Source organism: Mycobacterium sp. E2327, assembly GCF_001672675.1.
Classification (GTDB): Bacteria; Actinomycetota; Actinomycetes; order Mycobacteriales; family Mycobacteriaceae; genus Mycobacterium.
In genome coordinates, this window is sequence record NZ_LZKE01000133.1 from 1 (window position 1) to 13,004 (window position 13,004).

The 13,004-nt window shown below is 72.4% G+C and carries 10 protein-coding genes; 6 read left to right on the plus strand and 4 right to left on the minus strand.

Features of this window, described 5'->3' with window-relative positions; translation table 11 throughout:
* A partial coding sequence (locus tag A5712_RS15885) for a 3-oxoacyl-ACP reductase (RefSeq protein ID WP_068106928.1) occupies positions 1 to 837 on the plus strand: 837 nt, incomplete at its 5' end.
* Positions 837 to 1,682, plus strand: coding sequence for a MaoC/PaaZ C-terminal domain-containing protein (locus tag A5712_RS15890; RefSeq protein ID WP_068106930.1), 846 nt, complete (start codon positions 837 to 839; stop codon positions 1,680 to 1,682). The genes A5712_RS15885 and A5712_RS15890, both read left to right, overlap by 1 nt.
* Here the strand turns inward: A5712_RS15890 and A5712_RS15895 are convergent.
* Genes A5712_RS15895 through A5712_RS15905 form a run of 3 tightly spaced genes read right to left on the minus strand, consistent with a single transcriptional unit; the run spans position 1,679 to position 4,770 of the window.
* A complete protein-coding gene (locus tag A5712_RS15895) occupies positions 1,679 to 2,923 on the minus strand; it encodes a chloride channel protein (RefSeq protein ID WP_231982138.1) in 1,245 nt (414 codons plus the stop codon). The genes A5712_RS15890 and A5712_RS15895 overlap by 4 nt on opposite strands.
* A 25-nt stretch (positions 2,924 to 2,948) precedes the next feature.
* Positions 2,949 to 3,569 carry a TetR/AcrR family transcriptional regulator gene (locus tag A5712_RS15900; RefSeq protein ID WP_068106934.1) on the minus strand — a complete coding sequence of 207 codons (621 nt, stop codon included), beginning with the start codon at positions 3,567 to 3,569 and terminating at the stop codon, positions 2,949 to 2,951.
* Positions 3,570 to 3,624: 55 nt separating this feature from the next.
* On the minus strand, positions 3,625 to 4,770 hold the full coding sequence (locus A5712_RS15905; protein ID WP_068106937.1) for a glycoside hydrolase family 3 N-terminal domain-containing protein: 1,146 nt from the start codon (positions 4,768 to 4,770) through the stop codon (positions 3,625 to 3,627).
* Positions 4,771 to 4,869: 99 nt separating this feature from the next.
* On the opposite strand from A5712_RS15905, the gene A5712_RS15910 reads away from it, so the two are divergent.
* From A5712_RS15910 to A5712_RS15925, 4 genes are all read left to right on the plus strand, one after another.
* Positions 4,870 to 5,070, plus strand: coding sequence for a DUF2613 family protein (locus A5712_RS15910; RefSeq protein ID WP_068106939.1), 201 nt, complete (start codon positions 4,870 to 4,872; stop codon positions 5,068 to 5,070).
* 73 nt (positions 5,071 to 5,143) lie between these two features.
* Positions 5,144 to 5,317 carry a DUF2613 domain-containing protein gene (locus A5712_RS15915; RefSeq protein ID WP_065443914.1) on the plus strand — a complete coding sequence of 58 codons (174 nt, stop codon included), beginning with the start codon at positions 5,144 to 5,146 and terminating at the stop codon, positions 5,315 to 5,317.
* 67 nt (positions 5,318 to 5,384) lie between these two features.
* Complete coding sequence (locus A5712_RS15920) at positions 5,385 to 9,566, plus strand: alpha-(1->3)-arabinofuranosyltransferase (protein WP_068106941.1); 4,182 nt, start codon at positions 5,385 to 5,387, stop codon at positions 9,564 to 9,566.
* A gap of 57 nt (positions 9,567 to 9,623) precedes the next feature.
* Positions 9,624 to 11,072: a lipase maturation factor family protein gene (locus tag A5712_RS15925; RefSeq protein WP_068106943.1), complete on the plus strand. Its 1,449-nt coding sequence runs from the start codon at positions 9,624 to 9,626 to the stop codon at positions 11,070 to 11,072.
* Positions 11,073 to 11,079: 7 nt separating this feature from the next.
* Here A5712_RS15925 and A5712_RS32490 read toward each other — a convergent pair whose 3' ends face one another.
* A complete protein-coding gene (locus tag A5712_RS32490; protein WP_068106945.1) occupies positions 11,080 to 12,969 on the minus strand; it encodes a PE family protein in 1,890 nt (629 codons plus the stop codon).
* Positions 12,970 to 13,004 lie beyond the last annotated feature (35 nt).

Below are 13,004 nucleotides of genomic sequence, written 5' to 3' on the forward strand. Positions count from 1 at the left end.
ACGATGCGATTCCTCCTGTCCGGCAAGTCCGCCTACGTCGACGGCCAGGTCTTCTACGTCGGCGAGGCCGACTCCACCCCGCCGGCCGACTGGGAACGGCCGCTGGACGGCAAGGTCGCGATCGTGACCGGCGCCGCCCGCGGCATCGGCGCCTGCATCGCCGAGGTGTTCGCCCGCGACGGCGCCCGCGTCGTCGCGATCGACGTGGAGTCGGCCGCCGACGCCCTGGCCGAGACCGCCAGCCGGGTCGGGGGCACCCCGCTGTGGCTGGACGTCACCGCCGACGACGCTGTCGACAAGATCACCGAGCACCTGAACGACCACTACGCCGGGCACGCCGACATCCTGGTCAACAACGCCGGCATCACCCGCGACAAGCTGCTGGTGAACATGGACGAGGCGCGCTGGGACGCCGTGCTGGCGGTCAATCTGCTTGCCCCGCAACGGCTCACCGAGGGCCTGGTCGGCAACGGCAGCATCGGCGAGGGGGGCCGGGTGATCGGCCTGTCGTCGATGGCCGGCATCGCGGGCAACCGCGGGCAGACCAATTACGCCACCACCAAGGCCGGCATGATCGGCCTGACCCAGGCGCTGGCGCCGGGACTCTACGAGAAGGGCATCACGATCAACGCGGTCGCGCCGGGGTTCATCGAAACCCAGATGACGGCGGCCATCCCGCTGGCCACCCGCGAGGTCGGCCGCCGGATGAACTCGCTGCTGCAGGGTGGGCAGCCCGTCGACGTCGCCGAGACGATCGCCTACTTCGCCAGCCCGGCGTCAAACGCGGTGACGGGCAACGTCATTCGCGTCTGCGGCCAGGCGATGTTGGGGGCATGATGAACCAGCCCAGCGGTTTGCGAAACATGCTGCGCGCGGCGGCCGGGGCGCTGCCCCTGCTGCCCCGCTCCGACCAGTTGCCCAGCCGCACGGTGACCGTCGAGGAACTGCCCATCGACCAGGCGAACGTGGCCGAGTACGCGGGCGTCACCGGCCTGCGCTATGGCAACCACGTGCCGCTGACCTACCCGTTCGCGTTGACCTTTCCCGCCATGATGTCGCTGGTGACCGGCTTCGACTTTCCTTTTGCCGCAATGGGTTCGGTGCATACCGAAAACCACATTACGCAGTACCGCCCGATCGCGGTGACCGACACGGTCGGTGTGCGCGTGCACGCGGAGAACCTGCGCGAGCACCGCAAGGGCCTGCTGGTGGACCTGGTGACCGACGTGAGCGTCGGTAACGACGTCGCGTGGCACCAGGTGACCACCTTCCTGCACCAGCAGCGCACCAGCCTGTCCGACGAGCCCAAACCACCGCCGCAGAAGCAGCCGAAGCTGCCGCCGCCCAGCACGGTGCTGCGCGTCAGCCCGGGCCAGATCCGTCGCTACGCCGCCGTCGGCGGTGACCACAACCCGATCCACACCAACCCGATCGCCGCCAAGCTGTTCGGGTTTCCGACCGTCATCGCGCACGGGATGTTCAGCGCCGCAGCGGTTCTGGCCAACATCGAGGCCCGGATTCCCGACGAGGCGCAGTACTCGGTGCGGTTCGGCAAGCCGCTGGTGCTGCCCGGCACCGCGGGGCTGTACGTCGACCAGGGCGACGACGGCGGCTGGGATATTGCGCTGCGCAACATCGCGAAGGGATATCCCTACCTGACCGGCAGCGTCCGCGCCCTCTAGCCCGTCCGCGCCGGCCTGCGGCCGACCGCGAGCACCTTCAATCCGTATGCGCCGCAGGCGGTCAGCAGGAACACCCCGAACAGCCACAGCGGCGGGTGGGCCAGCTCCCAGACGAAGATCGCCGCCCAGATCGGCGAGCCCTGGGTTACCGCGAGCACGCCGGCGGCCCCGGCCAGGGAGACGGCCGGGGTGTGCATATGGGTCCCGGCCGCCCAGTTGACCGCCAGCACCAGGGCCGATCCCGCGGCCGCGCCGGTGGCCAGCGATGGGGTGAGCATTCCGCCGGCGCCGCCGGCGCGCAGGAACAGCGCCGTCAGCAGCGGTTTCAACACCAGGATGACCAGGGCGGCCGACAGGGTCATGCGGCTGGCCAGGCTGACGGTCAGGATGCTGCGGCCGTTGCCGGGCAGCTCGGGCCACCAGTGCGAGCAGATGCCCATCACCAGGCCGGCGCCCGCCAGCGCCGGAACCAGGACCCACGATCGCATCACCCGGGCCGGCCGCGCGGCCGCCATGAGCCACTTGAACGCCAATCCCACCGCGAGGGCGACCGGCGCCAGGATCAGCCCGTGCGCGGTCAGCAGGTACGACGATTCCGCGCTGGGCCAAACCAGGCTCGGCTGATCGTGGGTTTCGGCCGAGCAGATCGCGACGGCAAGGCTGGACGTGAGGCACGCGGCGCCCACCGCCCGCGGGTGCCAGGTGTTCAGCATGATCCGCACCGCGAACAGCGCGCCGGCCAGCGGCACGGCGTACACGGCGCCCAGGCCCGCGCCGGCCGCGCAGGCCAGCAAGACCTGGCGGTCGTGGCTGGACAGCCGCTTCAGCCACGTGGTCGCGAAATCGCCCAGGGCAGCGGCGAATTGGCGCGGAGCGCCCTCGCGGCCCAGCGAGGCGCCGGAGCCGACCAGCAGCACCTGCAACACGGCGTCGACGCTCCACGCCAGCCGCGGGATCGGCTCGCGCCGGGCGATGGTCTGGGCCAGCGGCGGCGCCGGGGTGCGGCGCCGCAGGATCCACCAGCCCAGGCCCGCCAGCGCCCCGCCGACCATCGGCCCCAGCGCGCGGCGGACCGGGCTGCTCCCGGTGATCCCGTTGAGTAGCGTGCCGAAGCTGTAGTGGTAGGTGACGTGCTCGACGAACCGCAGCACCTCCGTCGTCGCCAACCCGGCGACCCCGGCCAGCAACCCGACGATGACTACCGCGCAAAAGAAGTCGAGGTTGCGAGCCGACGAGTGCACCCCACGAATGTAGGGGCTAGCCGGCCTATCCGGCTTGTGAGGCGGCTTCCCGCTCCTCCGGCGTGCCGCGCAGACCGTGCCAGAACAGGTCGAACATCAGCTCGGCCGCCTCGTCGACGCCGATGTCGCCGGTGGACAGCCGGTTGGCCATCGCCTCGCCGCCGCCGACCAGCGCCACCGCCATCATCTGATACTCGGCCTCCGAGCGTGGGGAGCGGCTGCCCGCCCGCATCAGCTCGGCCACCAATTCGATGATCTGCTCGCGTCCCTCGCGCACCGTGTGCGCGAACGCCTGCGAGCTGATGGCCTGGGTGTACATCACGATCCAGGACGCGCGGTTGGCGTCGATGTAACGCATGAACGACCCGATAGCGTTGCGCAGCAGGTCCTTTGGGCTCTGGGCGAAGTTGATGTCGGCGCGCACCGCGTCGACGAACCGCCCCAGCTCGCGGTCCAGGCAGGCGCCGAACAGGTCCTCCTTGGAGCCGTAGTACAGGTACAGCATCGGCTTGGAGATCTGCGCCTCGGCGGCGATCGCGTCCATCGACGTCTCGTGATAACCGTTGACGGAGAACATTTGCACGGCGGCGTCGAGCATCTGCTGTTCGCGCACAGCACGCGGTAACCGCTTGGTACCACCCGCCATCGCTGTTGCCTCTCTAGCCGCGAATCTGACTACAGGGTAACGAGGATGCGCCGCATTAGTGGCCACATGTTCGATTGACGCCCTTCATCGTCGCCACCCGCACCACCGACGCGTCGACCGCCGGCATCGGCAGTTCGCCGGCGGCCACGGCCTTTTCCAGCCGATCCAGGACCGCGGGCACCTCTTCGATGCTGACCCACAGCGCCACGTCGGTACCGGCCTGCAGCGCGCGCAGCACCGCCTCGGACACGCCGTACCGATCGGAGATCGCGGCCATGCTGGACAGGTCGTCGCTGAACACCGGGCCGTTGAAGGGCGGGGCGCCGTAGCCGGTGCCATCGCGCAGCAGCTGCACGGCGGCCCGGCTCAGGCTGGCGGGGTCGTCGCCGGTCAGCCCGGGGACCTGCAGGTGGCCGATCATGACTGCGACCGGGAGCTGGGCCACCAGCGTTCGATAGGGCACGAGGTCGCTGGTCTGTAGGTCGCTCAGCGGCGGCGTGACGACGCCGCCCTTGTGTGAATCGCCCGAGCCGTGTCCGTGGCCGGGGAAGTGCTTGAGCACCGGCAGCAGCCCGGCGTCGCGCAGGCCCTGGGCGTAGGCCCCGGCGTAGGCGGTGACGGTGTTCGGGTCCGCGCCGAATGAGCGGTCACCGATGACGCCGTCCGGCGCATCGGTGACGTCGACCACCGGGGCGAAGTCGATGGTGATGCCCAGGTCGCGCATCTTCTTGCCGCGCTCCACTTCCAGGTCGTGGACTTGCTGGACCGTCTGGGTCTTCGCCAGTTGCCGCGCCGACGGGGCCACCCCGATCAGCGACTTCAAGCGCGATACCCGGCCACCTTCTTCGTCGACGCCGACCGCCAGCGGCAGGGGCCCCGCGCTGTGGGCGACCTCGGCCAGCCCGCCCTTGAAAATCGAGAGGTCCGTCCAGCCACCGATGATGATCCCGCCGACGTGGGAGTCGTTGACGACGGTTCGGGCTTCGTCGGCGTTCCGCACGCCCACCATCAGCAGTTGTGCCAGCTTGTCGCGGGTCGACAGCGCGGCCGGGACAGCCGTCGGATCGGCGCATACCGGTGGCGCCGGGGCGGCGGCCGGCTTGCTCGACGAGGCCGCCGGTGGGCGGGCGGCATGGTGGCCACAGCCGGCCAGCAAGGCGGTCGCGGCGACGAGCACGGCCAGGATGCGGGGGAAGGGCATCGGGCCATGTTGTCACGGCTGGCGTTTCGTCCCGTGCTCCAGGGGGCATCGCCGGTAGGTTGGCATTCAGCCCATTTGCCTGGCAGGGAGGAGCCGGCGATGGCCGGGTTTTCGTTGGTCGCTGCGGCCAGCATCGCGGTGGGGTTGTCGCTCGGCGCCACCGCGACCGTCGGCGTGACGCTGGCGATGGAGGACCACAAGACGGTGCCGGTGCAGACCGCACCGCGCAGCCCCGCCGGGCCGTATCTGGTGAATTACGGCTCTCGCTGCTGGCATGGTCATTGCGTGCCGTGGCCGTGACTCGCCGGCCCGGCCGGCGAACGCCGTTCTGCTAGGTTGGCGCTAGTCCCCGAGAAATTCCAGGAGCCGTTTCATGAACCGGATCATCGCGCCCGCCGCCGCGAGCGTCGTGGTTGGTCTGTTGCTGGGCGCGGCCGCGATCTTCGGGATCACCTTGATGGTGCAGCAGGACACGAAGCCGCCACTCCCCGGGGGCGATCCGCAGTCGTCAGTGCTCAACCGGGTCGAGTACGGCAACCGTAGCTAGCCCGAGTAGGACCCGGGCCGGCTCACCGGCCCCCTGCTCGTCGGCTGCGCCGCTCTCCCGCCGGTGGTTGCTGTTGGTCGGTGCCGTCGCGCTGGCGCTGACGTTCGCGCAGTCGCCCGGGCAGGTCTCGCCCGACACTAAGCTCGACCTCACCGCCAACCCGCTGCGCTTCCTGGCCCGCGCGACGAACCTGTGGAACAGCGAACTGCCGTTCGGCCAGGCGCAGAACCAGGCGTACGGCTACCTGTTTCCGCACGGCACCTTCTTTCTGGTCGGCCACGCGCTCGGGGTGCCGGGCTGGGTGACCCAGCGGCTGTGGTGGGCGTTGCTGCTCACGGTCGGGTTTTGGGGGCTGCTGCGGGTGGCCGAGGCGCTGGGCATCGGCAGCCCGTCGTCGCGGGTGATCGGCGCGGTGGCGTTCGCGCTGTCCCCGCGGGTGCTGACCACGCTCGGCTCGATCTCGTCGGAAACCCTGCCGATGATGCTGGCGCCGTGGGTGTTGTTGCCGACGATCCGTGCGCTAAGGGCGGCCGGCGACAGGTCGGTGCGGGTGCTGGCCGCGCAGGCCGGGCTGGCGGTCGCGCTGATGGGCGCGGTCAACGCCATCGCGACGTTGGCCGCTTGCCTGCCCGCGGTGATCTGGTGGGCGTGCCACCGCCCGAACCGGTTGTGGTGGCGCTACACCGCATGGTGGGCACTGGCGCTGGGCCTGGCCACGCTGTGGTGGGTGGTGGCGCTGGTCTGCCTGCGCCACGTCAGCCCGCCGTTCCTGGACTTCATCGAATCCTCCGGCGTGACGACGCAGTGGTCGTCGCTGACCGAAATTCTGCGCGGCACCGACAGCTGGACCCCGTTCGTGGCGCCGACCGCCACGGCCGGCGCGCCCCTGGTGACCGGGTCGGCGGCCGTCCTGGCTACCTGCCTGGTCGCGGCGGCCGGGCTGGCCGGGCTGGCCGGCGCGGGAATGCCGGCGCGGGGCCGGCTGGTGACCATGCTGCTGATCGGTGTGGTCTTGATGGCCGTCGGTTACAGCGGCGGGCTGGGATCGCCCTTCGCCCACGAGGTGCAGGCCTTCATGGACGCGGCCGGCGCGCCGCTGCGCAACGTCCACAAGCTGGGACCGGTGATCCGCATTCCGGTGGCGCTGGGCGTCGCCCAGTTGCTGGGCCGGGTCGCGCTGCCGGGCAGCGCGCCGCGCGCGGCGTGGCTGCGCACGTTCGCCCACCCCGAGCGCGACAAGCGGGCCGCCGTGGCGGTCGTGGTCCTGACGGCGCTGATGGTCAGCACCTCGCTGGCGTGGACCGGCCGGCTCGCCCCGCCGGGCACGTTCGGTGCGATCCCGGCGTACTGGCACGAGGCCGCCGACTGGCTGGACGAACACAACACTGCGACACCGGTTTCGGGGCGGGTGCTGGTGGCCCCCGGGGCGCCGTTCGCCACCCAGTCGTGGGGCACCACCCACGACGAGCCGCTGCAGGTGCTCGGCCACAGCCCGTGGGGCGTGCGCGACTCCATCCCCTTGACCCCGCCGCAGACCATCCGGGCGCTGGACTCGGTGCAACGGCTGTTCGCCGCCGGGCAACCCTCGGCCGGCCTGGCCGACACCCTTGCCCGCCAAGGCATTTCGTATGTCGTGCTGCGCAACGACCTGGATCCGGAGACGTCGCGCTCGGCGCGCCCCATCCTGGTGCACCGCGCCGTCGAGGGCTCGCCGGGGCTGCAGAAAGTGGCGCAGTTCGGTGCTCCCGTCGGGCCCGGCACGCTGGCGGGCTTCGTCGCCGACGGCGGCCTGCGGCCGCGGTTGCCGGCGGTCGAGATCTACCGCGTCGCGGTTGCCGGTGATCCCGGCGCGCCCTACTTCGTCGACGCCGACCGGCTGCCCCGGGTCGCCGGCGGCCCCGAGGTGCTGCTGCGCCTGGATGAGCGGCGACGGCTGCTGGGCCAACCGCCGCTGGGCCCGGTGCTGATGGGCGCCGACGCCCGCGCCGCCGGCCTGCCGGCGTCGCTCGTGACGGTCACCGACACCCCGGTGGCCCGCGAAACCGACTACGGCCGCGTCGACCAGCATTCGTCGGCCGTCCGGGCGGCCGGCGACGCGAGGCACACGTTCAACCGCGTCCCCGACTATCCGGTCCCGGGCGCCGACATGGTGTTCGGGGCCTGGAACGGCGGCCGCATCACCGTGTCGAGTTCGTCGTCGGACTCCACCGCCATGCCCGACGTCGCGCCGGCGACGTCCCCCGCCGCGGCGGTCGACGGCGACTCGGCGACGGCGTGGGTGTCCAACGCGCTGCAGGCCGCCGTCGGGCAGTGGCTGCGGGTGGACTTCGACCACCCGGTGACCAACGGCTCGCTCACCATCACGCCGAGCGCCACCGCCGTCGGCGCCCAGGTCCGCCGCATCCTGGTCGAGACGGCCAACGGCAGCACCACGCTGCGGTTCGACGAGCCCGGCAAGCCGCTCGCGGTGGCGCTGCCGTACGGCGAAACGCCGTGGGTGCGGATCACCGCCGCCGGCACCGACGACGGCTCCCCCGGCGTGCAGTTCGGCATCACCGACCTGTCGATCACCCAGTACGACGCGTCCGGCTTCGCCCATCCGGTCAGCCTGCGGCACACCGTGCGGGTGCCCGGGCCGCCGCCGGGCGCGGCGGTCGCCGCGTGGGACCTGGGATCGGAGCTGCTCGGCAGGCCGGGTTGCGCGGCGGCGCCCGGCGGTGTGCGCTGCGCGGCATCGATGGCGCTGGCGCCGGAAGAGCCGGTCAACTTCAGCCGCACCCTGACCGTCACGGACCCGGTGTCGGTGACGCCGACGGTGTGGGTGCGGCCACGACAGGGACCCAAGCTGGCCGACCTGATCGCCGAGCCGAATACCACTCGGGCCCAAGGGGATTCGGACGTCGTGGACATCCTGGGGTCCGCGTTCGCGGCGACGGACGGCGACCCGGCCACCGCGTGGACGGCGCCGCAGCGGGTGGTGCAGCACAAGTCCCCGCCGACGCTGACCCTCACCCTGCCGCGGGCCACCGAAGTCACCGGGCTGCGCGTGGCGCCCAGCGCGTCGACGCTGCCGGCGCACCCGACGGTGCTGGCGGTCGACCTGGGCGACGGCCCGCAGGTCTGGAAGCTGAAACCGGATGAGCCGCAAACGCTTTCGCTCAAGCCGCGGGTGACCGACACCGTCAGCATCAGCCTGCTCGACTGGGAAGACGTGATCGACCGCAACGCCCTGGGCTTCGATCAGCTCAAGCCGCCGGGCCTGGCCGAGGTCACGGTGCTGGGCGCCGACGGCAACCCGATCGCACCCGCCGACGCCGACCGCAACCGGTCGCGGGAGATCACCGTCGGCTGCGATCGCGGCCCGGTCATCGCCGTCGCGGGCCGGTTCGTGCACACCTCGATCCGCACCACCGCCGGCGCGCTGCTGGACGGCGCACCGGTCGCGGCGCAGCCCTGCGAAACCGAGCCGATCGCGCTGCCGGCCGGCCAGCAGGAGCTGTTGATCAGCCCCGGCGCCCAGTTCGTGGTGGACGGGGCCCGGCTGTCGACCCCGGCCGCCGCCGAGATACCCAGCGCCACTGGGCCCTTGCTGGCTCCCGCCCCTACCGGGGCGTGGGGCCCGAGCCGCCGCGAGGTGCGGGCGCCCGCGTCGCCCACCGAGCGGCTGCTGGTCATCCCCGAGAGCATCAACCCCGGCTGGGTGGCGCGCACCGCCGCCGGGGCCCGGCTGACCCCGGTCGCGGTCAACGGGTGGCAGCAGGGCTGGGTGGTGCCCGCGGGCGACCCCGGCACCATCACGCTGAGCTTCGCCTCCAATTCGCTGTACCGGACGGGCCTGGCGGTGGGGCTGGCGTTGCTGCCGCTGCTGGCCGCTCTCGCCCTGTGGCGCACCCGGCGCGGGCGCACCGACGACCCGCCCGCCCGACCGTGGGCCCCGGGACCCTGGGCGGCGGTCGGCGTGCTGGCGGCCGGAACGGCCATCGCGGGAGCGGCCGGACTGGCGGTGGCCGGCGCCGCCCTGGGCCTGCGATATGCCGTGCGGCGCCGGCGCGACGCCTTGACCGTGCTGCTGAGCGCCGGCGGGCTGATCCTGGCCGGGGCGGCGCTGTCGCGGCATCCCTGGCGCTCGGTCGACGGTTACGCCGGGCATGCGGCGAATGTGCAACTGCTGGCGCTGATTTCGCTTGCGGTGTTAGGCGCGTCGATCGTGGCGCTGCCGGACCGGGCGCCGCGGCCACGCGAGGAATGACAATTGGGGCGTTGGCTAGCGGTTTCCGTGCTGCTTGACTGGTAATACGTGACGACCATGGGTTGGTTCTCGGCACCCGAATACTGGCTGGGCCGGATGGTCCTGCAGCGGGGCGTCGCGGCCATCTACCTGATCGCCTTCGTCGCGGCCGCGCTGCAATTCCGGGCGCTCATCGGCGAGCACGGAATGCTGCCCGTATCGCGGTTTTTGGCCCGGCAGACGTTTTGGCGCGCCCCCAGCCTTTTTCAGCTGCGCTATTCCGACCGGCTGTTCGCGGGCGTGGCCTGGCTGGGTGCGGCGCTGGCGGCGGCCGTCGTCGCCGGCGCCGCCGACCTGGCGCCGGTGTGGGCCGCGATGCTGGCGTGGCTGGCGCTGTGGGCGCTCTATCTTTCGATCGTCAACGTCGGCCAGACCTGGTACGGGTTCGGCTGGGAGTCGTTGCTGCTGGAGGCGGGCTTCCTGATGATCTTCCTCGGCAACGACCGGGTGGCGCCGCCGGTGCTGACGCTGTGGATGGCGCGGCTGCTGCTGTTCCGGGTCGAGTTCGGCGCGGGGCTGATCAAGATGCGCGGCGACCCGTGCTGGCGCGACCTGACGTGCCTGTACTACCACCACGAGACACAGCCGATGCCGGGGCCGTTGAGCTGGTTCTTCCATCACCTGCCCAGGCCGCTGCACCGCGTCGAGGTGGCCGGCAACCATTTCGCCCAGCTGATCGTGCCGTTCGGGTTGTTCGCGCCGCAACCGGTGGCCAGCGTGGCCGGCGCGATCGTCGTCGTCACCCAGCTGTGGCTGGTGGCGTCGGGCAACTTCGCGTGGCTCAACTGGGTGACGATCCTGCTGGCGTTCAGCGCCATCGACGACTCGTCGCTGGCGCTGCTCTTTCCGGTGCCCGCGCATCCGGCCTGGCCGGCGCCGCCGCTGTGGTTCGCCGCCGTGGTGATGGCGTTCAGCGCCGCCGTGCTGTTCCTGAGCTACTGGCCGGTGCGCAACATGCTCTCGCCGCGTCAGCGAATGAACATGTCCTTCAACCCATTTCATCTGGTGAACACCTACGGGGCGTTCGGCAGCATCGGCCGCATCCGCCGCGAGGTGGTGATCGAGGGCACCGACGAGTTACGGGTCACCGACGAAACGGTGTGGAAGGAATACGAATTCAAGGGCAAACCCGGCGGCGTGCGACGGCTGCCGCGGCAGTGGGCCCCCTACCATCTACGCCTGGACTGGCTGATGTGGTTCGCCGCGATCTCGCCCGGTTACGCGCAGCCGTGGCTGAGGCCGTTCATGGAACGGCTGCTGAGCAACGACCGACCGACGCTGCGCCTGTTGCGGCGCAATCCATTTCCGGACTCGCCGCCGCGGTATGTGCGCGCGCAGCTGTATGAGTACCGGTTCACGACCGTCGCGGAATTGCGGCGCGACCACGCCTGGTGGCATCGCACGCTGGTGGGTGGCTACGTCCGGCCGATGACGCTGGGCAAGGCGACGTCCCCGCGCAACGGCTGAAACGGCGTTAGGGGCCCCCGTCGCCGCCGGTGCCGCCGTGTGCGACGGCGCCGGTCCCGCTGGCGAAGGCGGCACCGCCCCCGCCGCCGCCACCGATGTTGGCGTTGCCGCCGGCGCCGCCGGTGGCGGTGGCGCCGCCGGTGCTGAAGGGGTTGCCCGCGGCACCGTTCGCACCGGCACCGCCGAGCGGCTGGCCGGTGCCGCCGACTCCGCCGGCGCCGGGGGCCACGCCATTGGCACTGCCCCCTTGGCCGCCGTCGCCACCGGCGCCGCCGGTGATAGCGCCGCCACCGCCGCCACCACCACCGGCGGCGACCCCGGTACCGCTCGCGGCGGCGGGTTGGCCGCCGCCACCGCCGGCCCCGCCGCCGGAGCCTTGGCCGGTGCTGCCGTTGAAGCCGCCGCCACTGGTGGCGGTGCTGGTGGTGACATCGGCGCCGGCCCCGCCGCCGCCCCCACCCCCGGGGCCACCCGCGATGCCGGCGGGCCCACCACCACCACCGCCGACGCCGCCACCGGCGGCGATGGAGCTGAGGCCGACCGTTGCGGCGACGCCGCCGCCGTTCCCGCCTTGGCCGCCGTGGCCGCCGGTGCCGCCGCCCGTGCTGTTGCCCCCGGCGCCGCCGCCGCCACCGCCGCCGCCGATCGCGATGGCGTTGGTGGTACCGGTGGCGATGGCGCTGCCGCCGCCGCCCCCGTTGCCGCCGTTGCCACCGGTGACGCCGCTGCCGCCGTTGCCGCCGTTGCCGCCGCGGATGGTTTCCGCGGTCACCAGGCCCGAGCCGTTCACGGCGGCGTTCCCGCTGTTGCCGCCGTCGCCGCCGTCGCCGCCCGCCCCGCCGGCGCTGTTGCCGCCGTTGCCGCCGTTGCCGCCGATGCCGGCCGTGCCGGCACTGTTGCCGCCGTCGCCGCCGTGGCCGCCAGTACCGCCGGCGCCCACGAGGCCCGCGCCGGAGCCGCCACCCAGGCCGGCGGTCCCACCGGTGCCGCCCTTGCCGCCGTCGCCCCCGGTGCCGGCCCCGAGGCCCTGGCCACCCTGGCCACCGTGGCCACCCTGGCCGCCCGCGCCGCCGTCACCCGCGTGGCCGCCGAACAATCCCGACACCCCCTCGGCGTTGCCGCCGGTCCCGCCCGTCCCGCCGTTCCCGCCCTGGCCCCCGCCGGTGGCGTTGACAAAGCCCGTGACGCCGTCCCCGCCGCTCCCGCCGGTCCCGCCGGTCCCGCCAACGCCGCCCGCGCCGCCACTGCCGAAAATCAGCCCGCCGTTGCCGCCCACCCCGCCGGAGCCAGCGTTGCCGCCCAGGCCGCCGTTGGTGGGGCTGGCCCCCGCGGCGCCCGGGGTGCCGGTCGTGCCAATACCGCCGGCCCCGCCCCTGCCGCCGTTGCCGAAGAAGAAAGCGTTACCCCCGTTGCCGCCGGGCTGGCCGGGCAGCCCGGACCCGCCATCGCCGCCGTTGCCGAACAAGATCCCGCCCGGCCCGCCGTTCTGCCCGGTCCCCGGCGCCCCGTTGGCGCCCTTGCCGATCAACGGGATCCCGAACAACGCATTGGTGGGCGCATTGACCACGGCCCGCACGTCTTGCCACAGGGGCGTGAGGGTCTGCAATGGCGAGGAGTTTGCCGCCTCGGCGGTCGCATAGGCGCCCCCGGCGGCGTTCAACGTCGAGACGAACAGGGCATGAAACTCCGCCGCCTCGGCGCTGAGCGCCTGAAACACCTGCCCGTGGCTGGAGAACACTGACGCTATCGCCGCCGACACCTCATCCGCACCGGCCGTCAGCAATCCCGTCGTCGGGCCCGCCGCCACGGCATTGGCGGCGGTCACCGCCGAGCCGATCTTGGACACATCCGATGCCGCCGAGGCCAGGAATTCCGGAACCGTTATCAAATACGACATCGCTGCCCCTCCCCACAGGTCGGGAGTAGGAGATG